The organism is Burkholderia sp. AU45274 (genome assembly GCF_030482505.1).
In the GTDB taxonomy this organism is placed as follows: Bacteria; Pseudomonadota; Gammaproteobacteria; order Burkholderiales; family Burkholderiaceae; genus Burkholderia.
Map to the genome: position 1 here is coordinate 44,548 of NZ_JAUJQE010000014.1, position 24,373 is coordinate 68,920.

Genomic DNA, 24,373 nt, shown 5'->3' on the forward strand with positions numbered 1-24,373 from the left:
GCCGCCCATGACCACTTTCACGCCCTTCCCTCCGCTCGCCCAGCTCGCCGCCGACCTCGCCGCCGGCCGGACCACGAGCCGCGCACTCGTCGACACCGCGCTCGACCGGATCGCCGATCCGTCGGGCCAGGGCGCGGTCGTCTTCACCGAAGTCGATGCCGACAACGCGCGCGCGGCCGCCGACGCGCACGACCGACTGCGCGCCGCGGGCACCGTGCTGTCGCCGCTCGCGGGCATCCCGGTGTCGGTCAAGGACCTGTTCGACGTCGCGGGTCAGGTGACGCGCGCCGGTTCGCGCGTGCTCGACGGCGCGCCGGCCGCGCGCACCGACGCGGTCGCGGTCGCGCGGCTCAAGCGCGCGGGCGCGGTGCTGGTCGGTCGCACCAACATGAGCGAGTTCGCGTTCTCGGGGCTCGGGCTGAATCCGCACTTCGGCCATCCGCGCTCGCCGTACCACCGCGACGTGCCGGCCGACGCGCGCATTTCCGGCGGTTCGTCGTCCGGCGCGGCCGCGTCCGTCGCCGACGGGATGGCCGCCGTCGCGCTCGGCACCGACACGGGCGGCTCGATCCGCATTCCGGCCGCGCTGTGCGGGCTGACCGGCTTCAAGCCGACCGCGAGCCGGATCCCGACGCAAGGCGGCGTGCCGCTGTCGACGACGCTCGACTCGTTCGGCCCGATCGGCCTGACGGTCGCCTGCTGTGCGCTCGTCGACCGGATGCTCGCGGGCCTCGAACCGCACGTGCCGGCCGCCCGGCCGCTCGAAGGCGTGCGGCTCGGCGTGCTGACGAACTACGTGACGGACGGCGTCGATGCCGACGTCGCGGCCGCGCTCGACGCCGCGCTCAAGCATCTCGAAGCCGCCGGCGCGATCGTCACGGAAGTGCGCTTCCCCGCGCTCGACCGGCTGCCGGACGTCAATCGCTTCGGCTTCTCGCCGATCGAGGCCTACGCGTGGCATCGCCCGCTGCTCGCCAAGCACCGCGACCAGTACGACCCGCGCGTGCTCACGCGGATCCTGAAGGGCGAACCCGCGAGCGCGGCCGACTATCTCGACCTGCTCGCCGCGCGCACGGCGATGCTCGACGAAGCGGCCCACACGGTCTGGTCGCGCTTCGACGCGCTCGTCGCGCCGACAGTGCCGGTCGTGCCGCCGCGCATCGCCGAACTCGAAGCGGACGACGATGCCTTCACGCGCACCAACGCGCTGATCCTGCGCAATCCGAGCGCGTTCAACTTCCTCGACGCGTGCGCGTTGTCGCTGCCCTGCCATCCGCGCGACGCGGCGCCGGTCGGGCTGATGCTCGCGGCCGCACCGCACCGCGACGACGCGCTGCTCGCGATCGGCCAGGCAGTCGAGGCCGTGCTGAACACGATCCGCTGAGCGCCGCCAGCCGGGCGCCGACGGGCAGGACGCGCGGTGCGGCAGGTTGCCGCACGCGCGCTGTCAGTTTCGTACCAGACCGTTCGCGCTAAAATCGCGCGATTGTTTTCCGGACCGACCACGAGGAACCCCGCCGACATGAACGACTACACGCTCGCCATCCGCCGCGAACGCCGCCTGCTGATGCTGCTCGGATGGGTGTGCATCGCCCTGCTGGCCGGTGCGCTCTACCTGCAGTACGTGAAGAACGAAGATCCGTGCCCGCTGTGCATCATCCAGCGCTACTTCTTCTGCGCGATCGGAATCTTCGCGTTCCTGGCCGCCGGGATCCGCAACTGGCGCGGCGTCTGGGTGCTCGAGCTGCTGATCGCGATCGCCGCGGCGGGCGGCGTCGGCACGGCCGCCCGGCATCTGTCGATCCAGATGAATCCGGGCTTCAGCTGCGGCTTCGACACGCTGCAGCCGATCGTCGACAGCCTGCCGCCCGCGCAGTGGTTCCCCGGCATGTTCAAGGTCGCCGGGCTGTGCGAGACGGTCTACCCGCCGATCTTCGGCATCCTGCTGCCCGGCTGGGCGCTGATCGCCTTCGCCGTGATCCTGGTCGCGGTCGCCGCGAGCCTCTGGCGCCATCGCCGCAAGCTCGTGGCCTGACCGGCCGGTTTCGCACCGGCCTGCGCGCGGCCCGTTCGCTCGGCCGCACACTACCGCCGGCCGGTGACCGCCCGGCTCCGGAGCGCCGCCGGCCCAGCCCGGCGAGCCGCATCCGGCCCGTCAAGCGTAAACACCTACCCCGCCGCCGCCCGGGTCTCCGGGCGAACGCGCATCGCGCGAGCTCCGCGCCCAGCCCCGCCACGCCTGCGTTTCGGCCCGATGTGCGCGCATTGGCGCCCCGATCCCGCGCGGCGGGCCTATGATCGACATGATCGCCTCCTGATAGCCCGGATCACCGCCTGGCGATGTTCCCGTCGCCTCGCGGTGTTATCTTCGTGACTGGATGGCGATCTACGTGCGCGAGGCCAGGCGGTCTCACCACCCCTGCGTAACGCGCGCCCGATCCGCAATGTCGACTGGATTCATCATGACAACGCAAACCATCCGCATCCGTCACCCTCATGGCGTCCGCGCATCCGGCGGTGCCGTCCGCGCGCGCCGTTCGCGCGCTGCCGCCGCACTGCATCGGCCGTGCGGCCGGCCCGCCTCGCTCCCGTCCGTCATCGTTGCCGCCACGCCCGCCAGCCCGCGCCGCGTGTCGTGCCGCGTCGTCCCGAACGGAGCGTGCTGATGGAAGCCTGGCTCGGCGATCTGCAGCAACTGCTCGCGCATGGCGAAGCGGCCGTGCTCGTGACGGTCGCGCATACCGACGGCTCCGCGCCGCGCGAAGCCGGCACCAAGATGCTCGTCACGCGCGACACGGCCCGCCATACGATCGGCGGCGGTCATCTGGAATGGAAGGCGATCGAGATCGCGCGGCATCTGCTGAAGGATGGCGCGCACGTGCCGCACGCGCGCCGGCTCGAACGGCTCGCGCTTGGCCCGAGCCTCGGCCAGTGCTGCGGCGGCGCCGTGGTGCTCGCGTTCGAGCGGCTCGATGTGGGCGATCTCGGCTGGATCATGTCGCTCGCGAAGCGTGTCGCGGCCGGCGCCGCGACCGTGCGTAGCGTATCATTCGGCCCCTCGCCGGGCGCGCCGCTGTTGAGCGAGCCCGAATCGGAAGCCGCGCGTGCCGACTGCCTGCTGTGGGAAACCGGCGGCGTGTCGCTGATGACCGAAACGATCGCGCCGTATGCGTTCCCCGTCGTGCTGTTCGGCGCCGGGCACATCGGCACCGCGCTCGTGAAGGTGCTGGCGACGCTGCCGTGCCACGTGCGCTGGATAGACGGGCCCGATGCGGTGTTCCCGCCGGCTGACGCGCTCGCCGGCATCGGCAACCTCGCGATCGAGGCGGCCGCTGCCCCGGCCGACGCGGTCGACGCCGCACCGCCGCAGTCGTACTTCGTCGTGATGACGCACGACCACGCACTCGATTTCGTGCTGGCCGAGCGCATCCTGCGGCGCGGCGACTATGCGTACTTCGGGATGACCGGCTCGCACGCGAAACGCATGCAGTTCGACCATCGCCTCGCCGCGATCGGTATCGACCCGGCCCAGGTCGCGCGGATGCGCTGCCCGATCGGTGTCGAAGGCATCATCGACAAGGCGCCCGAAGTGATCGCGATCTCGGTGGCTGCGCAATTGCTGCAGGCCGTCGAGGCAAACGCGAATGCAAACGCGTCCACGCAGGCTTCCCCTACCTACTGACCGACCAAGAACGACGCCATGACCCCGACATTCAAGGACAAGATTGCCCGCGCGCCGAAAGCGGAGCTGCACATCCATATCGAAGGCTCGCTCGAGCCCGAACTGATTTTCGCACTCGCGCAGCGCAACGGCGTGAAGCTCGCGTACGACTCGATCGACGCGCTGCGCGCCGCGTACGCATTCACCGACCTGCAGTCGTTCCTCGACATCTATTACGCCGGCGCGAGCGTGCTGCTGACCGAGCAGGACTTCTACGACATGACGGCCGCGTACTGCGAACGCGCGCTCGCCGACAACGTCGTCCACACCGAGCTGTTCTTCGATCCGCAGACGCACACCGAGCGCGGCGTGCCGATCGAGACGGTGGTCGCGGGCATCGAGCGTGCACTCGCCGATGCCGAGCAACGCGGGCTGTCGAGCAAGCTGATCCTGTGCTTCCTGCGCCACCTGTCCGAAGAGGACGCGCTCGCGACGTTCGAATCCGCGCTGCCGCTGTTCGAGCGCTATCGCCATCGCCTGATCGGCGTCGGCCTCGACTCGTCCGAGCTCGGCCATCCGCCGACGAAGTTCGCACGCGTGTTCGAGAAGGCGCGCGCGCTCGGGCTGAAGCTCGTCGCGCACGCAGGCGAGGAAGGCCCACCCGCCTACATCTACGAAGCGCTCGACGTGCTGAAGGTCGACCGGATCGACCACGGCGTGCGCAGCATCGAGGACGCGGCGCTTGTCGAGCGCCTCGCGAAATCGCGCACGGCGCTCACCGTCTGCCCGCTGTCGAATCTCAAGCTGTGCGTGTTCGACGACATGGCGAAGCACACGCTGAAGGCGCTGCTCGATCGCGGCGTCGCGGTGACGATCAACTCCGACGATCCGGCCTATTTCGGCGGTTACGTCAATGAAAACTACTTCGCGACGGCCGAAGGGCTGCAACTCACGGATGCCGAAGTCCATGCGGTGATCCGCAACGGCTTCGAGGCGTCGTTCATCGAACCGGCGCAGCGCGACGCGCTGTACGCGCGCCTCGACGCGTACTGGCAGGCCGCGTGACGGCCGGCATCGAGGAACGCTGACAGATGAAACACGGCAACGGCATCCGCTTCGCGACCACCGGCCCGGCCTTGCGCCGGGACGAGCGCGTGCGTGAGCGCGCGGCGACGGCGCTGTGCGTCGTCGCTCGCGCGTGCCTGCCGTCGCGATTCGCCGTTTCGCTAGCGGCCACGTCGGTCGTGAGCGCAACGGCTGCGAGGCCCGCCGGCAACCACTCGCTGGCGGCTTCGGCCGCCACGTTCGCCCGCGCAATCGTATCCGGTCGTGCGGCACGGAGCGTGCCGCACCGCCCGCCAGGCGCCGCCTTGCCGTCGTGCGGCGTCGCCCGTTTTCTTCTGTTCGCCTTACCTTGATGCAGGACCATTCGTCATGACGCAAACCGCTTTCCGTTCCCAGCTGCTGACCTTCAACGGCGACCCGGCGCAATCGAGCCAGGCCGCGAACTACGAGACCGACGGCCTCCTGATCGTCGACGACGGCAAGGTCGTCGCGGCCGGCCCGTACGCGCAGCTCGCCGCGACGCTCGCGCGCGACGCGATCGTCCATGACCTGCGCGACAAGCTGATCGTGCCCGGCTTCATCGACACGCACATCCACTATCCGCAGACCGACATGATCGCGTCGCCGGCGCCGGGCCTGCTGCCGTGGCTGGACAAGTACACGTTCCCGACCGAGCGCCAGTTCGGCGATCCCGAGCATGCACGCGAAGTCGCCGACTTCTTCGTCGACGAACTGCTCGCGTGCGGCACGACGAGCGCGCTCGTCTACTGCACGGTGCACAAGCAGTCGGCCGATGCGCTGTTCGCGGCAAGCGATGCGCGCGACCTGCGGATGATCGCGGGCAAGGTGCTGATGGACCGCAACTGCCCCGAATTCCTGCGCGATACCGCGCAATCGGGTTATGACGACAGTGCCGAGCTGATCGACCGCTGGCACGGCAAGGGCCGCCAGATGTACGCGCTCACGCCGCGCTTCGCGCCGACGTCGACCGAGGCGCAGCTCGAGGCGTGCAGCGAACTCGCGCGCCGCCATCCGGACGTGTTCGTGCAGAGCCACGTCGCGGAAAACGTCGACGAGGTGAAATGGGTGGCCGAGCTGTTCCCCGGCCATCGCAGCTATCTCGACATCTACGACCGCTACGGGCTGCTGCGTCCGCGCGCGGTATACGGCCACTGCATCCACCTCGACGACGAGGACCGCCGCCGGATGGCCGAGACGTGCACCGTCGTCGCGCACTGCCCGACGTCGAACTTCTTCCTCGGCAGCGGGCTGTTCGATTTCGACAAGGCCGGCGAATACGACGTGCCCGTCACGCTCGCGACCGACGTCGGCGGCGGCACGTCGTTCTCGATGCTGCAGACGATGAACGAGGCGCACAAGGTCGCGCGGCTGTCGGGCCACCACCTGAGCGCGACGCGGATGTTCTGGCTCGCAACGGCCGGCGCCGCGCAGGCACTCGACCTCGCCGATACGGTCGGCACGCTCGCACCGCGCACCGAGGCCGACTTCGTCGTGCTCGATCCGCAGGCCACGCCGCTGCTCGCGCGCCGCACGAAACGCGCGGATTCGCTCGAGGAACTGCTGTTCGCGTTCGCGCTGCTCGGCGACGACCGCGCGGTGTACCGCACCTACGCGGCCGGCCAACTCGTCCACGAGCGCGGCGCGGCACGCCGCCCCGCCGCGTAACGACCTGCCGGGGTTCGCCCCGGCACGCGCGGGCCTCCACCGCGGCGCGTGCCGGGCCGCCGAGACGGCCGTACGCCGATCCCGCCCCGACTCCGGGCACAGCGCCCGCCAACCGCTTTCCCGCGCGCAACGCGCCGTGCTAGAATTCGCCGCTCATTGGGGAGTAGCCGCTCCGCTCGATGTCCCGCGCTCCCGGCGCGCATCGTGACGGAGGCGTCCGTCAACAGACTTGGCCGTACGGCCATGGCGGACGCAGCCACCTAGGCCTGGCGAGACCGATGGTTCACAGCGCGCCGCATCAGGGCCCGGCGCGCGGTGGATCGTCGCTCGCACGCACAACATCGGCCCGTGGAACCCCATACGTGTCCCAAGCCTTCCTGATCTCCACCGGCGCCGTCGCCCTCGCTGAAATCGGCGACAAGACCCAACTGCTTTCCCTCGTACTGGCCGCGCGCTATCGCAAGCCGGTGCCGATCATTCTCGGCGTGCTCGTCGCGACGCTCGTGAACCACGGTTTCGCCGGCGCGCTCGGCGAGTGGCTCGGCGTGCTCGTCACACCGTCGATCATGCGCTGGGCGCTCGCGTTCTCGTTCATCGCGATGGGGTTGTGGATCCTCGTGCCGGACAAGCTCGATGCCGACGAAGCCAATGCCAACCGCTCGCGGCTCGGCGTGTTCGGTGCGACCCTCGTCGCATTCTTCCTCGCGGAAATGGGCGACAAGACGCAGATCGCGACCGTCGCGCTGGCCGCGCGCTTCCAGGACTACCTCGGTGTCGTGGCCGGCACGACGTTCGGGATGATGCTCGCGAACGTGCCCGCGATCCTGCTCGGCGACCGCTTCGCGCACCGCCTGCCGACGAAGCTCGTGCATGCGATCGCGGCCGTGCTGTTCGTCGTGCTCGGCGCGCTGGCGCTGCTGGGTATCGGGGTCTGACGGAAGGGCATGGCCGGCGCGGCCGGACGGCCGCGCCGAGAGGGATCCCGCGTTACTTCGCGGCAGCGGCACCCGACGCGGGCGCGGCCGGCACCACGCGTTCGTTGGCCGCCGGCGCCGCCGGGCCGCCGCGCTTGTCGACCGGCAGCCGGACCGAGCGAACCGCGCCGTTGGACAGCGGGAAATCGGCGAGCGCACTGCGCGCGAGGAACGGCATCGCGTACAGCAGCGTGCCGTTGTCGCCGGTCGTGCGCGCGGACACGTTGTACACCTCCTTGCCCGTCGCGCGCTCGGTGATGCGGATGCCGAGCGTGTAGTCGAACACCTGGTACGTCTGCGCGACGTAGCCGGCCGGCATCGGCCCCCAGGGACCCCACGGGCCCCACGGCCCGCGCCGCCAGTACGGCCCGGGCGCGAACCACGGATCGTAATAGACCGGCTGCGGCACCGTCACGAGATCGCTGCCGACCGTATAGGTCAGCCCGACGAGATACCGCGCCTGCGCCTGCGGCACCTGCCGGAACGCATACGTCGACAGCTCGTTTGCGACGATCGGCTCGTAGGTCGACTGCTCGATGCTGTTCTTCTGCGCCTCGGTGCGCGTGAACGCATAGGTGCGTGTCGCGTCGCTGCCGCTCCAGTCGGAGAAGGCCGTGACCTGGGTCGTCACGTAGCTGGTGCAGCCGGTCAGCAGCGCCACGCACAGCACCGCCGCCCAGCCCGCACCGCGTTGAATCCATTCGCGTTTCATGTTGATCCTCTTCGATCCGTCACCCGTTCGTCGCACCGCGCGAACCGTAACGGGATGCCGATAATACGCGGACTCCCGGAACCGGTAAAAAGTTCGCCCGGCACGCGGCCGCCAGCCTTTGTACAATGGCCCGGTTCGCCCGGCCCGTGCCACGGGCCCGTCCCCCACTCCACCGATCTCGACGACCATGTCCGACAACGCCTCCTCCACCGTGATCCGCCGCGCCGACTACACGCCGCCGGCCTTCCTCATCGATTCCGTCGCGCTCGAATTCGATCTCGCGCCGGCCCGTACGATCGTCAGGAATACGATGCGCGTGCGCCGCAATCCGGACGCCGCGCCCGCGCCGCACCTGGAGCTGATGGGCGAAGCGCTCGAATTCCTCGGCGCCTGGCTGGATGGCGCGCCGCATGGCGCCGTGCGTGCGCACGAACACGGGCTGACGGTCGAGAACGTCCCCGAAGCGTTCGAGCTGACGCTCGAAAGCGCATGCGCACCCGACCAGAATACGACGCTGTCGGGCCTCTATGTGTCGAGCGGCAACTTCTTCACGCAGTGCGAAGCCGAAGGTTTCCGCCGGATCACCTACTTCCTCGACCGTCCGGACGTGATGGCGTCGTATACGGTGACGCTGCGCGCCGACAAGGCCGCGTACCCGGTACTGCTGTCGAACGGCAACCTCGTGGATTCCGGCGACCTGCCCGACGGCCGCCACTTCGCGAAATGGGAAGACCCGTTCCGCAAGCCGAGCTACCTGTTCGCGCTGGTCGCGGGCAAGCTCGTCGCGATCGAGGAAACGATCACGACCGGCTCGGGCAAGGAAAAGCTGCTGCAGGTGTGGGTCGAGCCCGCCGATCTCGACAAGACGCGTCATGCGATGGACTCGCTGATCCACTCGATCCGCTGGGACGAGCAGCGCTTCGGCCTCGAGCTCGATCTCGACCGCTTCATGATCGTCGCGGTCGGCGACTTCAACATGGGCGCGATGGAGAACAAGGGGCTCAACATCTTCAACACGAAGTACGTGCTGGCGAACCCCGAGACCGCGACCGATACCGACTTCGCGAACATCGAATCGGTGGTCGGCCACGAGTACTTCCACAACTGGACCGGCAACCGCGTGACCTGCCGCGACTGGTTCCAGCTGAGCCTGAAGGAAGGCCTGACGGTGTTCCGCGACCAGGAATTCTCGGCCGACATGGCCGCGGGCGACGACCTCGAATCGGCGGCCCGCGCGGTCAAGCGCATCGAGGACGTGCGCGTGCTGCGCCAGCTGCAGTTCGCCGAGGACGCGGGCCCGATGGCGCATCCGGTGCGCCCGGAAAGCTACGTCGAGATCAACAACTTCTACACGATGACCGTTTACGAGAAAGGCTCGGAAGTCGTGCGGATGTACCAGACGCTGTTCGGCCGCGACGGCTTCCGCAAGGGGATGGACCTGTACTTCAAGCGCCACGACGGGCACGCCGTGACCTGCGACGATTTCCGTCACGCCATGGCCGACGCGAACGGGCGCGACCTCGCGCAGTTCGAGCGCTGGTACAGCCAGGCGGGCACCCCGCGCGTGTCGGTGCGCACCGCGTACGACGCGGCCGCGCGCCGCTACACGGTGACGCTCGCGCAGGGCTACGGCGACGGGTCGCCGGCCGCGCGCGAAACGCAGCAAGGGCCGCTGCTGATCCCGTTCGCGATCGGCCTGATCGGCCGCGACGGCCGCGACCTGCCGCTGCGTCTCGACGGCGAAACCGCCGCCGCAGGCACGACGCGCGTGCTCGACTTCACCGACACCGAGCAGGCCTTCACGTTCGTCGACGTGCCGGAACAACCGCTGCCGTCGCTGCTGCGCAATTTCTCGTCGCCGGTGATCGTCGAGTACGACTACAGCGACGACGACCTCGCGTTCCTGCTCGCGCACGACAGCGATCCGTTCAACCGCTGGGAAGCCGGCCAGCGCCTCGCGACCCGCGCGCTGCTGACGCTCGCCGCGCGTGCGGCCGCGAACGAGCCGCTCACGCTCGGCGAGAACTTCGTTGCCGCATTCCGCCGCGTGCTGACCGACGCGACGCTGTCGCCGGCATTCCGTGAACTCGCGCTGACGCTGCCGTCGGAAACCTACCTCGCCGACCAGATGGCGGAAGCCGATCCGGCCGCCGTGCATCGCGCACGCCAGTTCGTGCGCCGCCAGCTCGCCACCGCGCTGCGCGCGGAGTGGCTCGCCGCCTACGAGCAGCACCAGACGCCCGGCGCCTACGAACCGACGCCGGAGGCCTCCGGCCGCCGCGCGCTGAAGAACCTCGCGCTCGCGTATCTCGCCGAACTCGAGGATCCGGCCGATGCGGTGCGCCTCGCGACCGCGCAATACGATGCGGCGAACAACATGACCGATCGCGCGGCAGCGCTCGGCGCGCTGCTGTCCGCCGCGGCCGCCGGCGCGACCGAACCGGCCGAACACGCGCTCGACGATTTCTATCGTCGCTTCGAGAAGGAAGCGCTCGTGATCGACAAGTGGTTCGCGATGCAGGCGGTGCAACGCGGCACGCCCGCGCAGCCGACGCTCGCGAAGGTCCGCAAGCTGCTCGCGCACCCGGCGTTCAACCTGAAGAATCCGAACCGCGCCCGCTCGCTGATCTTCAGCTTCTGCGCGGCCAACCCCGCGCAATTCCACGCGGCCGACGGCTCGGGTTACGCGTTCTGGGCCGAACAGGTGCTCGCGCTCGACGCGATCAACCCGCAGGTCGCGGCACGCCTCGCCCGCTCGCTCGAACTGTGGCGCCGCTTCACGCCGGCCCTGCGCGACCGGATGCGCGAAGCGCTCGAGCAAGTCGCCGCCGGCGCGAAATCGCGTGACGTGCGCGAGATCGTCGAGAAGGCGCTCGCGTAACGCCATCGCCCGCGTCGCGCCTGCGCGATACAGCCGGTGCCGCCCGTCGCGGCACCGGCTTTTTTATGGTGTGAAGACCGCTCGAACCGCACGCAATCGCGAGGGCCGACCGCGCCGCCCGCCGTTGGCGTCAAGCGCGTCCCGCCGGTTTCCAACCCCGGGAAACCGGGCCGGGACGGCCGCCCGGTCATGTAACCGGACGAAAAAAGCCGGTGGCACGGGAGGCGCGGCGGGTAAAATTGCGGCTATTCAAGGATTCTTTTGGCCTTCTGGAGTCTGTCATGTCCATTGCCCGCCGCACCACACTGTCGAAGTTCCTGATCGAACAGCAACGTGAGACCAACAACCTCCCCGCCGACCTGCGCCTGCTGATCGAAGTCGTCGCACGCGCGTGCAAGGCGATCAGCTACAACGTGTCGAAGGGCGCGCTCGGCGAAGCGCTCGGCACCGCCGGCAGCGAGAACGTCCAGGGCGAAGTGCAGAAGAAGCTCGACATCCTGTCGAACGAAATCCTGCTCGACGCGAACGAATGGGGCGGCAACCTCGCCGCGATGGCATCGGAAGAAATGGAAACGTTCTTCCCGATCCCGGCGAACTACCCGCGCGGCGAATACCTGCTCGTGTTCGATCCGCTCGACGGCTCGTCGAACATCGACGTGAACGTGTCGATCGGCACGATCTTCTCGGTGCTGCGCTGCCCGGACGGCAAGCAGGCCACCGAGGAATCGTTCCTGCAGCCCGGCACGGAGCAGGTCGCGGCCGGTTACGCGGTGTACGGCCCGCAGACGGTGTTCGTGCTGACGACTGGCAACGGCGTGAACTGCTTCACGCTCGACCGCGAAGTCGGCTCGTGGGTGCTCACGCAGAGCAACATGCAGATTCCCGAAGAGACGCGCGAATACGCGATCAACGCATCGAATGCGCGCCACTGGTACGACCCGGTCAAGCGCTACGTCGACGAACTGAACGCCGGCAAGGACGGCCCGCGTGGCGACAACTTCAACATGCGCTGGATCGCATCGATGGTGGCCGACGTGCACCGGATCCTGAACCGCGGCGGCATCTTCATGTACCCGGCCGACAAGCGCACGCCCGATCGTCCGGGCAAGCTGCGCCTGATGTACGAAGCGAACCCGATGTCGTTCATCGTCGAACAGGCGGGCGGCGCCGCGACGACGGGCACGCAGCGCATCATGGAAGTGCAGCCGACGGGCCTGCATCAGCGCGTCCCGGTGTTCCTCGGTTCGAAGAACGAAGTCGAGCGCGTGACGGGCTACCATCAGGAAAAGCAATAAATTTGCACTGCAGCACTAGACAGTGTCGCGCGACGTACGTAGAATCGCGGCTCTCGATGTGACCCCAACGGGTCGCATCGCAGTGAAACGAAGCGGGAAGTTTGCCGAATCGATGAGTTTCGCGAAACAGCAGCAGCAAGCTGAAAAAATTTCGCAAAACCTATTGCCAAGGTCTCAGATTTCACCTTATAATTTCGTTTCTCTGATGCCGGTGTAGCTCAGTTGGTAGAGCAGCGCATTCGTAATGCGAAGGTCGTAGGTTCGACTCCTATCTCCGGCACCAAGTTATAAAGGGCTGACAAGCAATGCTTGTCAGCCCTTTTCTCATTCAAGCGCCCAATCGTGCGCTGCCCTTCTTCCCCCGCGTCCGCTTCGCTTGCGGGCATCACCCGACTCCCGCGCCGCCCGCCGCCGATTACAATCGCCGGACCTCTCCGCCCTTTCCGAGCATCATGCGCACCTGGCGTCTCGAGCGACCGAACCTCACCGGGCAACTGGACGTGTCACGTGCGACGCGCCTTGTCGCCGCGATCGGCGGCAACGAGCCCAACGCATTCGCAGCCGAAGTGCTGAAGCTGTTCGACGATGCGCTGTCGGTCACGCAATGCACGATCTTCGCATACGAGTTCGGCAACCGTCCGCGCACGCTATCCGTCGCCGACCATCGCGGCGGCCGCTACCTGCGCGACGTCGCCGACACCTACGCGCGACACTTCTACGCGCTCGACGGCAACCAGACGATCGTGTCGAGCGCACCTGGCGGCACGCGCCGCCACGACCTGCTGCTGCACCAGCAGGCCGGCGACGAGATCGATCATGAAGCGTATCGAGCGGCCTGCTACCGCGGCCCCGACGTGTCCGACCGGCTGTCGTTGCTGATGCAGCCCAACGATGCGAGCTGGCTGTCGATCAATTTGTACCGCGCGCATCGCAGCGGCGCGTTCCAGCCGCGCGAGATCGCGGAGATCGAAGTGCTCGCGCCGCTGATCGCGCAGGCCGCGAAGCATCACTACGCGCTCGCCGGTGCCGCGCAGATCGGGATCCCGCAACGGATGCTCGCGCGGCTGCGCAGCGCCTGCCCGGCGCTGTCCAAGCGTGAACTCGACGTGCTGCGCGGTGTGCTCGAAGGCCAGACCGCACAAGAGATCGGCGAGACGATCGGCGTGAAGGCGTCGAGCGTCGTCACGTACCAGAAACGCGCCTACCGGCGCCTGGGCATCTCGAGCCAGCGCGAGTTGTTCGCACTCTGCCTGCAGCCCTGAACCGAACCGGCCTGCGATGACCGAATCGGGGTAAATCCCGGTCGGCTTGCTGTACCCGGAATGGGGACAGCGGACTTCCGCCCGGCTTCCATACTGCTTCGACTGCCTGCACGCGTTGCCCCGGCGCGCGTGCACGTCGAACTGCCCTCCCCCGGAAGCCAACGATGGATATCGACTTCAAGCCCTACCCGTTCGTCGCCGAGCGCCATCCCGCGCATCTGCCGGCCTGCGACGACGGTATCGATCCACACCGGCATCGCGTAGCGATCGTCGGCGGCGGCCCCGTCGGCCTCGCCGTCGCGCTCGGTCTGGCGAACCACGGCATCCGCAGCGTGCTGATCGAGGCCGACGATGCGGTCTGCCACGGCAGCCGCGCGATCTGCATCTCGCGGCGCAGCCTCGAGATCATCGAGCGGCTCGGTGCGCTCGACGACTTCCTGCGCACGGGGTTGCCGTGGACCGGCGGACGCAGCTTCTACCGTCGCGACGAAGTGCTGCATTTCACGATGCCGCAGGACGAAAACCAGAAGCTGCCGCCGATGATCAATCTCGCGCAGTATCACATCGAGCAATTCCTGCTCGACGCCGCACTGCGCCGCCCCGAACTCATCGAGATCCGCTGGCAAGCGAAAGTCACCGGCGTGACCCGGCAACCGGACGGCGTGCGCCTGGACGTCGACACACCGCTCGGCGGCTACGCACTCGACGCCGACTGGGTCGTCGCGTGCGACGGCGGTCGCAGCACGATGCGCGAAGCGCTCGGCCTGTCGCTGCAGGGCACGAGCTACGAGGGCCGCTACGTGATCGTCGACATCGCGCTCGACAGCGACCGGCCGACCGAACGGCTCGCATACTTCGATCCGTCGTCAAACCCGGGCTCGACGGTACTCGTCCACAAGCAGCCCGACAACGTGTGGCGAATCGACTACCAGTTGCGTGACGATGAGGATCCCGAAGCGGCCATCAAACCGGAGAACGTGATCCCCCGCGTGCAGAACCTGCTCGACATGATGGGCGAGCACGGCGACTGGTCGCCGATCTGGATCACGATCTACAAGGCGAATGCGCTGACGCTCGAACGCTATCGGCACGGCCGCGTGCTGTTCTGCGGCGACGCCGCGCATCTCGTGCCGATCTTCGGCGTGCGCGGTGCGAATTCGGGCATCGACGATGCCGACAACCTTGCATGGAAACTCGCGTACGTGACTCGCGGGCTCGCATCGGACACGCTGCTCGACAACTACTCGGACGAACGCGTGTTCGCGACGCACGAGAACCTGCGCTACGGCACGAAGAGCACCGAGTTCATGGCGCCGCCGTCGTTTGCGTTCGACCTGATGCGCAAGGCCGTGCTGTCGCTCGCGGTCCGGCATCCGGCACTGCGCTCGCTGATCAATCCGCGCCAGACGACCGCCATCGCGTATGCGACGTCGTCGCTCAACGCAGCCGAACGCGACACGTTTTCGGCCGGCCCTGCGCCCGGCACGGTGCTCGCCGAATGTCCGCTGATGCGGTACACGGCGCACGGCGGCGGCATGCGCCGCGGCCACCTGACCGACCTCGTCGCCCCGCGCTTCACCGCGTTCTGCTTCACGTCCGACGGCGTACCCGATCCGACGCTCGCCGAGCTTGAACAGCGTCTGCAGGCAGCGCGGATACCGTTCGCGCTCGTCACGCTCGCGCGATATGCGGCGCCGCGGCAACCGGCCTGCGGCGGCCATGACGACGACGGCCGACTGTTCGACAGGTACGGCGCGCGCGACGGCACCGTCTATCTCGTGCGTCCGGACGGTCACGTACTCGGCCGCTGGCACGATGCTCGCGCGAGCGACGTAACCGCCGCGCTCGAACGCGCACTTCGCCCGGGCGCATCAACCGATCCTCAGGAGACCGCATGATGACGGACACCGAACGCGACACGCTCTACACCGACCTGTGCCGCACGATGACGCGAATCGGTGAAGCCGATGCGTCGCTCTTTCTCGCCCGCTTCGCGCTGCTGTCGATAGAAGCGATCGGCGAACCCGCGACCGTCGCACGGCTGATCGCCGACGCAGGCGACGGATTGCCCGACACGGGCATGCAGGCATCGATGCGCGAACGATGACGCCGATGGCCGACCGGCTTCACCGGCGGTCTTTTCTTACAAATTCATTTCGTCGCGTATTGCCCGTGCGCGAGCCATGCCGTAGGTAGACAAATTCCCTGGAAAATCCCGTTAAGGGTGCATAACATTACTTAACGATTCCGACCCGTCTATCGCGTTACATTGCGTGGGCGGCGCGGCGGGTCGCGATGCCGCCTTCATTCAGCTTGCGGCGCACAGCCGACGTCCGGTCTTTCGACACCACTCAAGGAGAGGACAACCATGACTCATGGCTTGATAATGTGGCTCATCATCGGCGCGATCGCCGGCTGGCTTGCCGGCTTGCTCGTCAAGGGCGGCGGCTTCGGGCTGATCGTCGACATCATCGTCGGGATCGTCGGCGCGGTGATCGGCGGCTGGCTCGCCGGGATACTCGGCCTCAGCGTCGGCAGCGGCTTCATCGGTTCGGTGATCGTCGCGGTCGTCGGTGCGGTGATCCTGCTGTTCGTGATCCGGCTATTCAAGCGAGCGGCCTGACGCTTCTCTCCACGCGCCTTCGGGCGCGTTTTCGCATCAGGCCGGCGCGCGGCACGCTCGCCGCGCGCCGCCGGCCCGTTCAGCACTTCGCGCGCCGCAACCAGCCGTCGAGTATGTCGGCCGTCAGCAGTCCACTGCGCGCTTCGCGTGCATCATCGCGCCCGATCCACACGGTGCGCGGCATCTCCCCTCTCCATCCCGCATCGAGCGCCGCGCGCAAACGCTCGGGCATCGGCTGGCGACGGCAACGCGCACCGCAGCGCGCCGCCTGCCGCGAGCGATCTCACATCGACCATTTCAGTTCTCCATAGAAAGTACGGCCCGGATACGGGTGGAACACGTAATAGCGGCGGTCCGTCAGGTTGTCGATGCCGAGCGACGCAGTCCAGTGACGGTCGACGCGGTAGCGCGCCCTCAGGTCGACGACCGTGAACGCGCTCGTGCCGCCGTAGACGTCCGGGTTCACGTCGCTGTTGTCGAGCGTGTTGAACTGGCGGCCCGAGTAGCGCACGCCAATGCTCGCGAGCCAGTGCTCGTCGAAGCGATACGACGCGAGCAGGTTCGCACGCATGCGCGGAATCCGCGGAAAGCGCGAGCCGACATACGCGGGATTCGCGGCATCGGCGAGGATCTGTGCATTGCTCGCCGACACGTTCGCGTCGATCGCGAGCCCCTTCAAACCGACGTTCTCGCCGCTGAACGCGAGCTCGACGCCGCGCACGCGCACGCGATCGACGTTCGAGATGTTGGTCACCGTCGTCGCGCCCGACACCGTCGTCTGGCTGTAGATCGAATCGCGCAGGTCGCTCTGGAACACGCTGGCACGCACGACGCCGACACCGACGTCGCGTTCGGCCGTGAAGTCCCAGTCGATCGCCTTTTCCGGCCGCAGGCTCGGGTTGTTGTTGACGATCGTGTTGTTCGAGATCGTGCCCTGGAACAGTTCGCCGACCGTCGGGAAACGCGTGCCGGTCGCGAACGACAGCCGGAAGCGCCAGACGTCGGTCGCATCCCATTGCAACGCGACCTTCGGCGACAGCGCATTCGCGCTGTGGTCCGCATAGCCGAGCGTGCCCGTTGCATTGCCGAGCGCACCGCCGTACGCATCCCAGCGCTCGTAGCGCAGCCCCAGCGTCGCGAGCCAGCCCGGCGCGAAGCGCCACGCGTCCTGCCCGAACAGCGCCTGCGTGCGCGTGTCGCCGCGATAGACGCTCGACAGCGACGTGGTCGGCCCTGCCAGCCAGTCGGCCGTGTTGTACGTGACGTTGCGCAGGAAGTAATTGTCGTAGTGATAGCCGAACGTGAACGTGTGGCCCTTCACTTCCGGCGCCTCGGCCTTCAGGTCGAGCGTGCGCCAGCCGGTGCCGTCGCCCTGGAACAGCGTGCCTGCGCCGCCCTGCACGGTCGACGCCGAGCGTTGCACGTCGCGCGACACGTCGTACGCGGACACGACGCCCGACAGGCGCCAGCCGGAATCGAGCCGGCCATTCAGGCCGAGCGCATACAGCCAGTTCTCCTGGTCGCCGCGCTGCGGCGCGAACGCGTTCGGCGCGACGGTCATGTTCCGGCCGCCGATCGACACGTTGCCGCCGTAGACTGGATTGCCGGCCGCATCGCGCAGGAAGGTTTCGCCGTGCTGCCGGTAATGGTTCTCCCAATGTCCGAGCGTGAGCGTTGCATCGACGTGATCGGTGAACGCATAGCCCATCCGCACCGTCTCGTTGAGCTGCTCGGTCCGCTCGATCGTCTGCGCGCCGACGATCGTCCGCGGCTTGCCATTGGGCCCGATGTCGGTCGCGGCGCCCGTCACGGGCACGGCGGCGCCGAGCTTCGGGTTGTATGCCGAATTGGGGCTCGCATACTGCATCGGCTGGCCGTTGTTCTCGAGCCGGTCGAGCGACAGCGCGAACCAGAACCGGCCGACCCGGTTCGCGATCCGTGCGGTCTGGTGATTGCCGCCGAAACTGTCCGCGAATCCGTAGCCGTCGTGATAGCGCTGCGTGAAGAACTGCGTCGACAGCGACGCCTCGAGCTTTTCCGGGCGGCGCGTCGTGAGCAGCACGGTCGAGCCGATCGAGTTGCCCGGATACAGCGCTAAAAAGGGGCCATAGAGCACGTCGACGCGCGCGATATCGTCCGGCGGAATCAGCGACCACCGCGGCGGATACGCGTAGCTCGAGCCGAGCAGGTTCGACAGCAGCACGCCGTCGGCGTAGACGAGCCCGCGCGCGCTCTGCAGTTCGTTGAAGTCGCGGCCTGCGAACACGCTGTTGCGGTCGCCGATATAGCGCTTGCGGACCATCAGGTTCGGCGCGTACTTCAGCGCGTCCTCGGTGGTGACGTTGGTGTGCGACTCGATCTGCTCGCGCGTGATCGACGTGACGACGGCCGGGGTATCCGGATCGACCGGTTGCCGCTGCGCGGTCACGCTGACGGCGCTCAGCGTTTCGCCGGCCGCCGGCGCCGGCGGCGCGATTGCGACGGCCGAAGCGGGAGCGGCGGCATCGGCGGCACGCTCCACGCCACCGCGCGCGGCAGCGCCGCGTGCAGCGTCGGTCGAGGCCGCATGGGCGGCAGGCCACGTGAAAGCGACCGCGCATGCGAGCGCGAGCCGGCCGCGCGACGGCCGCGCGGCGAAGGGAGAGGACATGAGTGAATTCCTGAAAACGTGATCGGACGCCGCCGGACACGAGCGCGCGCCGCGCCCGGACGGCGCGGCACGCGGCCCGGCCGCGGACGGCACGCGCGCCACCGGGGCGCGCGGACGACATCAATCAGATCGGAGCGTTTTCAGGCGGGGCGCGAGGCTGCGCGAGACGGATGCCCTGGCGGGGAAGATCGGGAATGGCGAGCGCGGCCGCGCGATAGGCGAACGTCCGCACGAAGCCCGGCAGGGCGGGCAGGCTCGACCCGAGCGCCACGTTCGCCGCGAAGCCGGGGCAGTACACGCAGTGCGGCACGCCGGCATGGTCGAACGACGACGTGTCGTGATCGCCGCCCGCCTGCGCGAGCACGATCTGGCGGGCGCCCGCTGCACTGCACAACTCGAGCGTGAGCTGACCGGAGCCGCTCGACGCAAGACGCGCATAGCCAATGACGGGCGACAGTACGTTCAGTACCAGCGCCAGCCATACGAGGCCGATCCATCGCGTCGTTCGTTTCATCGCGGTCCAGAAAAAGTGCGCGCAAGTATAACAAGCGGCCCGATTGCCGCCGATTCCGCACGATGCAGTAGTCGGCATCGCAGCACGCGCCAGAGCGCATGTGCCGTTAATACAACAGAGACAAAATCTAACGATTCGCCACTGGCATAAATCCAAGCACGAGGTTGATAATCATCGAACCTGCTGGAGAAATGACCATGGACGAAAGACCAACCCGCATGCCACCGCCGGAGCAAGTGATGAGCCCGGATCCGGAACCCGTCGGCGTGGAATTCCTCGCCGAATTGCCCGACCACGTGCGGGCATTCTTCGACGAGCAGCACAAGCTGTACTCGCCGAAGTGAACGCCTGTCCGGTTCTGTAACCGCCACGTGTCGATCATCGCTATCGTGCGGTACATCACTGCGCATCGCGCGCAATTCGCCTCGCACCCGGGCCGCAACAGCCTGACGGTGCCGGATCAGCTCGCCTGCTGATTCTCCGGTCGCTGCGCTACGCCGCGCGACTGTCTTCGTCTATCCTTCTGGTTTTCCACTTCCGGCCCGTCCGGCTCTCCTGATCGTTCCGATGAAGCAAGCCATTCGTGCCAGCCTCGCTGTCGCCGCGCTCGGCGTCGCCCTCTTCTCGTCCCCGCGCATCGCCAATGCAGACGGTGACGACACGGCCCTCACCAATATCGTCGCGCTCGCGTCGCAGCGCCTCGCGCTCGCCGAACCGGTCGCCCGATGGAAATGGGCGAATCACAAGGCAATCGAGGACCGGCCGCGCGAAGCGGAACTGCTCGTGTCAGTCGAGAGGCGCGCGGCACAGGCCGGTGTCGATCCCGCGTTCGCACGGACGTTCTTCGAGGATCAGATCACCGCGAGCAAGGATGTGCAGAATGCGCTGTTCGCGACCTGGCGCGCGACGCGGCCGCCGGAAGGCACGCCGCCCGATCTCGCGACCAGCACGCGCCCGGCGCTCGACCGGCTGACGCAGAAAATGCTCGCGGGGCTCGCGCAGGTTGCACCGCTGCGGGATGCGCCTGATTGCCAGGCGCGGCTCGCGCGCAGCATCGCCAACTGGAAGTCGCTCACGCGCTACGACGCGACGCAAACGCAGGCACTCGACACCGCGCTGTCGCACGTCTGCTCGGCCGGCGGCGCAAGCGCGATCGGCTGACGACAGCGGGCGCGGGTCGCGCGACCGCGCCTGATTAACCCGCCTGCCCCGCAGGCATGAGCGCGGCGAGCGGAATCAGCTGCAAGCCGCGTGCGAGATGCGTCTGCAGCAGACGGTGGGTAAAGGGTTCGAACGCACCGTCCGTCCCGTCGGCCGCGAGTTGTGCGGCCGCGTCGAGCGACTCCGCCGCGCCGAGATAGCGCCAGCCGTCGATCACGTGAAACAGGCTGCTCTCGCCGCTCGCCTCGAATGCGACCGCACCTTCGAACGGCCACGGCGCAGCGCCGGCACGGGCGTCGGCCGCGAGGCGCCGGTTGTATGACGGCCGCAGCCGGGCAATCCATTGCGCTTCGGCCAGCATCGCCCCCAACTCGTTGCCGGTCTCGCGCCATTCGACGCGCCGCACCTGCTGCGCCAGTCGCATTTCCTTCGACGAACGGCGCTCGCCCATCAGTAGCGCACGCAGCCGCTGCCGCACACGCACGCTGCGGCCAACATACAGCGGCACATCCTCCTCCCCGAACAGTGCGTACGCACCGCAGCCGGGCGGCGCGGTATCGAGCCAGGCTTCGGTCAGGTCGCCGCCCAGACGGAAGTGGCGCGTCGTGCGCGCGATCTGGTCACGCAGCCGCTCGAGCGGCACGATATCGTGCAACAGGCGCCAGAACTGCCACAGCAGGTCGGCATCCGCCAGCGCCCGATGGCGGGCAGCCGGCACGAGGCCGTGGCGCTCGATCAACGCGTCGAGGCCGTGCCGCGACTCACGCGGAAACAGCGCCTTCGACAGCCGCACCGTACACAGCACATCGGGATTGAACGCGAAGCCGGCGCGCTCGAATTCGGCCCGCAGGAAGCCGCGGTCGAAGTTCGCGTTGTGCGCGACGAAAAGCTTGCCGTCGAGCCGCTCGAACAACGCCGGCGCCAGCGACGCAAATGACGGCGCATCGCGCACCATCTCGTCCGAAATGCCCGTCAGTTGCTGGATGAACGGCGGAATCGGCTGCCCCGGATCGACGAGCGTCGTCCACGTCGACACGCCGAACGGGCCGATTTCGACCACGCCGATCTCGGTGATGCGGTGTTCGGCGGGCGAGCCACCAGTGGTTTCAAGGTCGACGAAAACGAGCGGCTGTTCGCTGGCGGGATCGGACGGACGGGGGGAATCGGACATGAAAAGACTGGGAAACGATGCTTCCGTGAGTATGCACCGGCATTCGGGTTCGCGGCCAGCCCGAACCGGAATGTTCCGCCCCCGCAAAACAAAAAGCCCCCGCAATGCGGGGGCCGGACGTGATCGGCAATGCGTGGCGCGTCAGACCGCCTGGATATTCGCTGCCTGCTTGCCTTTCGGCCCGACTTTCACGTCGAACGAAACACGCTGGTTTTCCTTCAGCGTCTTGAAGCCGTCCATCTTGATTTCGGAAAAGTGTGCAAACAAATCTTCACCGCCATTGTCCGACGTAATAAAGCCGAAACCTTTAGCATCGTTAAACCATTTCACGATACCGGTATCCATGTCTTCGTTCCCCACTCGATTAGATCCAAAAAAGCTATTTTTATAGCCGTTTCCCGAAATCCCGAAACATTGCGCCAGCACCCACACCAGCACGCCGCCCGAGGACGGAGTGCTGACTTTATAAATTGGACAATCCGGGTGCGTCAAGGAAATTTTTGACGATCGTTTTATCAAAAAAGAGCTAATACCACTGGAATCGGTACACCGGCGCCTTTGATTAATTGATTCGCATCAAAAACCTGTCAACCTTACCGGGATCGGAGCATTAATAATCTTGTGCGAGAAAATCCTACCGGGGACAAATCGGCTCGGTAAATTCCTCGGGTTTTTTCCGGGTTGCGGAAACCCGAGGACATTGCGATGCTCACTTAACGTCGGAAGGAAGGAGAAGGTCATGTGGCTGGACGGAATCAAGCGCTTCGCGAGCCGGCTCGGACGCGTACACCGCAAGTCCCGCGCCCTGGCCGAGTCAGTGTCCTCGCGCGAAGCGCCGTGCGACACCGAATTCGATACGACCTGGCACGGCGATCACTGGCAGAACCTGCTCTCGTCGCCCCTCGATGCCCGTCACTACGTGATGGAAGACTGGACATACACGCCGCCCCCCAACGAATCCAAGGAGGCCGCACCCGCGGCCAAGCGCAAGCGGCGCTCGTTCGCGCAATAGCGCGCGAATCAACGGGGCAAAAAAAAGCGCGACTGGGAAGTCGCGCCGACAAAGGTTTGGAGATCTTTTCCGTCAACGAAAAAGTCTGCTTCGGAAAGCAGAGATCGCAGTATAGCGAGAGAACAACCTTTCATTAGCCATGCTCCACACAAACCTCTATTGCCGATGTGTCAATAATCGGATGATGGCCATCCCCGCCTCCTGCTGACCGCCTGTCGCGATCGCGCAACGCCCGTTCCGTAGTCCTGATCGCCATTTTTCTTCGCTGCACCGCCACAAACCCTTGATGGGCAACCGTTTGCGCCACATTGCCGATCTTTGCGGATTCCAAAATATACTATTGCTTAAAGCGCATTCTTCCCCCACTCCACGCACTCCGTACACTGCAGATGGCTTTTTGATAAGCGCACCGCCGCTCTGCCGGACCGGCCGCAACGTCAAGCACAACATGCCAGTCCGCAGCAGGTTCGATCGACATCATCCTGTTTGGAGACAGATCCATGAAAAAAACCCTGATCGTCACCGCGTTGTCGGGTGTATTCGTGACGGCAGCTCACGCCCAAAGCAGCGTGACGCTCTATGGCCTGATCGACGCAGGCATCACCTATACGAACAACCAGGGTGGCCACAGCTCATGGTCGGAACGCAGCGGCCAGATCAACGGCAGCCGCTGGGGCCTGCGCGGCACGGAAGATCTCGGTGGCGGACTGAAAGCAATCTTCGTGTTGGAAAACGGCTTCAACATCGCCAACGGCACGCTCGGCCAGAATGGCCGCGAATTCGGCCGCCAGGCGTTCGTCGGCCTGTCTCATGACCAGTTCGGCGCCGTCACCCTCGGTCGCCAGTACGACAGCGTCGTCGACTACATCGGGCCGCTGTCGCTGACCGGTACGCAATTCGGCGGCACCCAGTTTGCCCACCCGTTCGATAACGACAACCTGAACAATTCGTTCCGGATCAATAACGCCGTCAAGTACACGAGCGTCAATTTCGGCGGTCTGAAGTTCGGCGCGTTGTACGGTTTCTCGAACAGCAACCAGTTCTCGAACAATCGCGCATACAGCGCGGGCGTGTCGTACACCTATGCCGGCTTCAATATCGGCGCCGGTTACCTGCAGTTGAACAATGACATCTCGGGCCTCACGTCGGCGGCGGTCACCAACAGCGGCGGCGCGGTGGCAGGCGACAATACGTTCGTCGGCAAGCGTCAGCGCGTGTTCGGCGGCGGCCTGAACTACACATTCGGACCGGCAACGGCCGGCTTCGTGTTCACGCAATCGCGCGTGAACCGGGCGCTCGGCATCTCCGCGGGTGCCTCGGGCGTGTCGAACGGGCTGGGTCTCGACGGCACGTTTGCCCGCTTCAACAACTACGAAGTAAACGCCCGCTACGCGCTCACGCCGGCCTTGTCGCTGGCCGGGTCGTACACGTACACCGCCGGCTTCCTGGACGGCCGTCATCCGGGCTGGAACCAGTTCAACCTGCAGACCGACTATGCACTGTCCAAGCGGACCGACGTGTACGTGCAAGGCGTTTATCAGCGCGTCAGCACGGACGGCCTGGGCATCGGCGCCTATGTCAATGGCCTCGGTGGTGCTTCATCGACCAACAAGCAGATCGCGGTCACGGCAGGCCTGCGTCATCGCTTCTGAGCGACCGGCATTCCGCCGCACGCCGGATGACGAAGCGCCCCATCGGGGCGCTTT

The 24,373-nt window shown here is 66.9% G+C and carries 22 protein-coding genes, 1 tRNA gene, 1 pseudogene and 1 riboswitch; of the genes and pseudogenes, 18 read left to right on the top strand and 6 right to left on the bottom strand.

Features of this window, described 5'->3' with window-relative positions; translation table 11 throughout:
• Positions 1-7: 7 nt before the first annotated feature.
• The 7 genes from QZM35_RS33230 (at position 8) to QZM35_RS33260 (ending at position 7,347) form a co-directional block, all read left to right on the top strand.
• Positions 8-1,384 (top strand): amidase, encoded by a 1,377-nt coding sequence (locus QZM35_RS33230; protein ID WP_301777545.1) that lies wholly within the window; start codon positions 8-10, stop codon positions 1,382-1,384.
• 138 nt (positions 1,385-1,522) lie between these two features.
• Positions 1,523-2,035: a disulfide bond formation protein B gene (locus QZM35_RS33235; protein ID WP_089424765.1), complete on the top strand. Its 513-nt coding sequence runs from the start codon at positions 1,523-1,525 to the stop codon at positions 2,033-2,035.
• 630 nt (positions 2,036-2,665) lie between these two features.
• A complete protein-coding gene (xdhC, locus tag QZM35_RS33240; protein ID WP_089424763.1) occupies positions 2,666-3,682 on the top strand; it encodes a xanthine dehydrogenase accessory protein XdhC in 1,017 nt (338 codons plus the stop codon).
• 18 nt (positions 3,683-3,700) lie between these two features.
• Entirely contained in the window at positions 3,701-4,726 is a 1,026-nt protein-coding gene (locus tag QZM35_RS33245; RefSeq protein WP_089430754.1) for an adenosine deaminase, read from the top strand.
• Between the two features lie 26 nt (positions 4,727-4,752).
• Positions 4,753-5,079: a hypothetical protein gene (locus tag QZM35_RS33250; RefSeq protein WP_301777546.1), complete on the top strand. Its 327-nt coding sequence runs from the start codon at positions 4,753-4,755 to the stop codon at positions 5,077-5,079.
• Between the two features lie 16 nt (positions 5,080-5,095).
• Entirely contained in the window at positions 5,096-6,412 is a 1,317-nt protein-coding gene (gene guaD, locus QZM35_RS33255; protein WP_301777547.1) for a guanine deaminase, read from the top strand.
• A 146-nt stretch (positions 6,413-6,558) separates the two neighbouring features.
• Positions 6,559-6,696, top strand: a riboswitch (yybP-ykoY riboswitch).
• A gap of 78 nt (positions 6,697-6,774) precedes the next feature.
• Complete coding sequence (locus QZM35_RS33260; protein WP_089494301.1) at positions 6,775-7,347, top strand: TMEM165/GDT1 family protein; 573 nt, start codon at positions 6,775-6,777, stop codon at positions 7,345-7,347.
• Between the two features lie 52 nt (positions 7,348-7,399).
• Here QZM35_RS33260 and QZM35_RS33265 read toward each other — a convergent pair whose 3' ends face one another.
• Positions 7,400-8,098 (bottom strand): DUF4136 domain-containing protein, encoded by a 699-nt coding sequence (locus QZM35_RS33265; protein ID WP_301777548.1) that lies wholly within the window; start codon positions 8,096-8,098, stop codon positions 7,400-7,402.
• Between the two features lie 187 nt (positions 8,099-8,285).
• Between QZM35_RS33265 and pepN the strand changes: the two genes are divergently transcribed.
• The 7 genes from pepN (at position 8,286) to QZM35_RS33300 (ending at position 16,159) form a co-directional block, all read left to right on the top strand.
• A complete protein-coding gene (pepN, locus tag QZM35_RS33270) occupies positions 8,286-10,979 on the top strand; it encodes an aminopeptidase N (protein ID WP_089430752.1) in 2,694 nt (897 codons plus the stop codon).
• Positions 10,980-11,260: 281 nt separating this feature from the next.
• Positions 11,261-12,274, top strand: a complete 1,014-nt coding sequence (locus QZM35_RS33275; protein ID WP_069247404.1) for a class 1 fructose-bisphosphatase — start codon at positions 11,261-11,263, stop codon at positions 12,272-12,274.
• A gap of 207 nt (positions 12,275-12,481) precedes the next feature.
• Positions 12,482-12,557 (top strand) — tRNA-Thr (locus tag QZM35_RS33280).
• 169 nt (positions 12,558-12,726) lie between these two features.
• Positions 12,727-13,536 (top strand): LuxR C-terminal-related transcriptional regulator, encoded by an 810-nt coding sequence (locus QZM35_RS33285; RefSeq protein ID WP_301777549.1) that lies wholly within the window; start codon positions 12,727-12,729, stop codon positions 13,534-13,536.
• Positions 13,537-13,700: 164 nt separating this feature from the next.
• On the top strand, positions 13,701-15,434 hold the full coding sequence (locus QZM35_RS33290; RefSeq protein ID WP_089424756.1) for an FAD-dependent oxidoreductase: 1,734 nt from the start codon (positions 13,701-13,703) through the stop codon (positions 15,432-15,434).
• A complete protein-coding gene (locus QZM35_RS33295) occupies positions 15,431-15,643 on the top strand; it encodes a hypothetical protein (protein ID WP_301777550.1) in 213 nt (70 codons plus the stop codon). Before QZM35_RS33290 ends, QZM35_RS33295 begins: the two co-directional genes overlap by 4 nt.
• Positions 15,644-15,904: 261 nt before the next feature.
• Positions 15,905-16,159 carry a GlsB/YeaQ/YmgE family stress response membrane protein gene (locus QZM35_RS33300; protein WP_089424754.1) on the top strand — a complete coding sequence of 85 codons (255 nt, stop codon included), beginning with the start codon at positions 15,905-15,907 and terminating at the stop codon, positions 16,157-16,159.
• 79 nt (positions 16,160-16,238) lie between these two features.
• Here QZM35_RS33300 and QZM35_RS33305 read toward each other — a convergent pair.
• The 3 genes and pseudogenes from QZM35_RS33305 to QZM35_RS33315 all read right to left on the bottom strand — a co-directional run.
• Positions 16,239-16,397, bottom strand: a pseudogene (locus QZM35_RS33305) (TlpA family protein disulfide reductase); the annotation flags it as partial.
• 45 nt (positions 16,398-16,442) lie between these two features.
• Positions 16,443-18,809: a TonB-dependent receptor gene (locus QZM35_RS33310; RefSeq protein ID WP_301777551.1), complete on the bottom strand. Its 2,367-nt coding sequence runs from the start codon at positions 18,807-18,809 to the stop codon at positions 16,443-16,445.
• Positions 18,810-18,933: 124 nt separating this feature from the next.
• Positions 18,934-19,323, bottom strand: a complete 390-nt coding sequence (locus QZM35_RS33315; protein WP_301777552.1) for a DUF2946 domain-containing protein — start codon at positions 19,321-19,323, stop codon at positions 18,934-18,936.
• A 239-nt stretch (positions 19,324-19,562) separates the two neighbouring features.
• Between QZM35_RS33315 and QZM35_RS33320 the strand changes: the two genes are divergently transcribed.
• Both QZM35_RS33320 and QZM35_RS33325 read left to right on the top strand, forming a co-directional pair.
• Positions 19,563-19,667 carry a chorismate mutase gene (locus QZM35_RS33320; RefSeq protein ID WP_162269111.1) on the top strand — a complete coding sequence of 35 codons (105 nt, stop codon included), beginning with the start codon at positions 19,563-19,565 and terminating at the stop codon, positions 19,665-19,667.
• Between the two features lie 223 nt (positions 19,668-19,890).
• Positions 19,891-20,484, top strand: coding sequence for a chorismate mutase (locus QZM35_RS33325; protein ID WP_089424752.1), 594 nt, complete (start codon positions 19,891-19,893; stop codon positions 20,482-20,484).
• 34 nt (positions 20,485-20,518) lie between these two features.
• On the opposite strand, the gene QZM35_RS33330 is transcribed toward QZM35_RS33325, so the two are convergent.
• Positions 20,519-21,655 (bottom strand): exonuclease domain-containing protein, encoded by a 1,137-nt coding sequence (locus tag QZM35_RS33330; RefSeq protein WP_301777553.1) that lies wholly within the window; start codon positions 21,653-21,655, stop codon positions 20,519-20,521.
• Positions 21,656-21,796: 141 nt separating this feature from the next.
• Positions 21,797-22,000, bottom strand: coding sequence for a cold-shock protein (locus QZM35_RS33335; RefSeq protein WP_011351289.1), 204 nt, complete (start codon positions 21,998-22,000; stop codon positions 21,797-21,799).
• A gap of 394 nt (positions 22,001-22,394) precedes the next feature.
• Here QZM35_RS33335 and QZM35_RS33340 point away from each other — a divergent pair, with 394 nt between their 5' ends.
• Positions 22,395-22,667, top strand: a complete 273-nt coding sequence (locus tag QZM35_RS33340) for a hypothetical protein (protein WP_089424750.1) — start codon at positions 22,395-22,397, stop codon at positions 22,665-22,667.
• 500 nt (positions 22,668-23,167) lie between these two features.
• Positions 23,168-24,319 carry a porin gene (locus QZM35_RS33345; RefSeq protein ID WP_174976115.1) on the top strand — a complete coding sequence of 384 codons (1,152 nt, stop codon included), beginning with the start codon at positions 23,168-23,170 and terminating at the stop codon, positions 24,317-24,319.
• The last annotated feature ends 54 nt before the right edge of the window (positions 24,320-24,373 follow it).

Excerpts from the sequence above, each read along its gene's own strand:
- QZM35_RS33230 (WP_301777545.1), top strand. The coding sequence starts at position 8 with ATGACCACTTTCACGCCCTTCCCTCCGCTCGCCCAGCTCGCCGCCGAC.
- QZM35_RS33235 (WP_089424765.1), top strand. The coding sequence starts at position 1,523 with ATGAACGACTACACGCTCGCCATCCGCCGCGAACGCCGCCTGCTGATG.
- xdhC (WP_089424763.1), top strand. The coding sequence starts at position 2,666 with ATGGAAGCCTGGCTCGGCGATCTGCAGCAACTGCTCGCGCATGGCGAA.
- QZM35_RS33245 (WP_089430754.1), top strand. The coding sequence starts at position 3,701 with ATGACCCCGACATTCAAGGACAAGATTGCCCGCGCGCCGAAAGCGGAG.
- QZM35_RS33250 (WP_301777546.1), top strand. The coding sequence starts at position 4,753 with ATGAAACACGGCAACGGCATCCGCTTCGCGACCACCGGCCCGGCCTTG.
- guaD (WP_301777547.1), top strand. The coding sequence starts at position 5,096 with ATGACGCAAACCGCTTTCCGTTCCCAGCTGCTGACCTTCAACGGCGAC.
- QZM35_RS33265 (WP_301777548.1), bottom strand. The coding sequence starts at position 8,098 with ATGAAACGCGAATGGATTCAACGCGGTGCGGGCTGGGCGGCGGTGCTG.
- pepN (WP_089430752.1), top strand. The coding sequence starts at position 8,286 with ATGTCCGACAACGCCTCCTCCACCGTGATCCGCCGCGCCGACTACACG.
- QZM35_RS33275 (WP_069247404.1), top strand. The coding sequence starts at position 11,261 with ATGTCCATTGCCCGCCGCACCACACTGTCGAAGTTCCTGATCGAACAG.
- QZM35_RS33285 (WP_301777549.1), top strand. The coding sequence starts at position 12,727 with ATGCGCACCTGGCGTCTCGAGCGACCGAACCTCACCGGGCAACTGGAC.
- QZM35_RS33290 (WP_089424756.1), top strand. The coding sequence starts at position 13,701 with ATGGATATCGACTTCAAGCCCTACCCGTTCGTCGCCGAGCGCCATCCC.
- QZM35_RS33295 (WP_301777550.1), top strand. The coding sequence starts at position 15,431 with ATGATGACGGACACCGAACGCGACACGCTCTACACCGACCTGTGCCGC.
- QZM35_RS33300 (WP_089424754.1), top strand. The coding sequence starts at position 15,905 with ATGACTCATGGCTTGATAATGTGGCTCATCATCGGCGCGATCGCCGGC.
- QZM35_RS33310 (WP_301777551.1), bottom strand. The coding sequence starts at position 18,809 with ATGTCCTCTCCCTTCGCCGCGCGGCCGTCGCGCGGCCGGCTCGCGCTC.
- QZM35_RS33315 (WP_301777552.1), bottom strand. The coding sequence starts at position 19,323 with ATGAAACGAACGACGCGATGGATCGGCCTCGTATGGCTGGCGCTGGTA.
- QZM35_RS33320 (WP_162269111.1), top strand. The coding sequence starts at position 19,563 with ATGAGCCCGGATCCGGAACCCGTCGGCGTGGAATTCCTCGCCGAATTG.
- QZM35_RS33325 (WP_089424752.1), top strand. The coding sequence starts at position 19,891 with ATGAAGCAAGCCATTCGTGCCAGCCTCGCTGTCGCCGCGCTCGGCGTC.
- QZM35_RS33330 (WP_301777553.1), bottom strand. The coding sequence starts at position 21,655 with ATGTCCGATTCCCCCCGTCCGTCCGATCCCGCCAGCGAACAGCCGCTC.
- QZM35_RS33335 (WP_011351289.1), bottom strand. The coding sequence starts at position 22,000 with ATGGATACCGGTATCGTGAAATGGTTTAACGATGCTAAAGGTTTCGGC.
- QZM35_RS33340 (WP_089424750.1), top strand. The coding sequence starts at position 22,395 with ATGTGGCTGGACGGAATCAAGCGCTTCGCGAGCCGGCTCGGACGCGTA.
- QZM35_RS33345 (WP_174976115.1), top strand. The coding sequence starts at position 23,168 with ATGAAAAAAACCCTGATCGTCACCGCGTTGTCGGGTGTATTCGTGACG.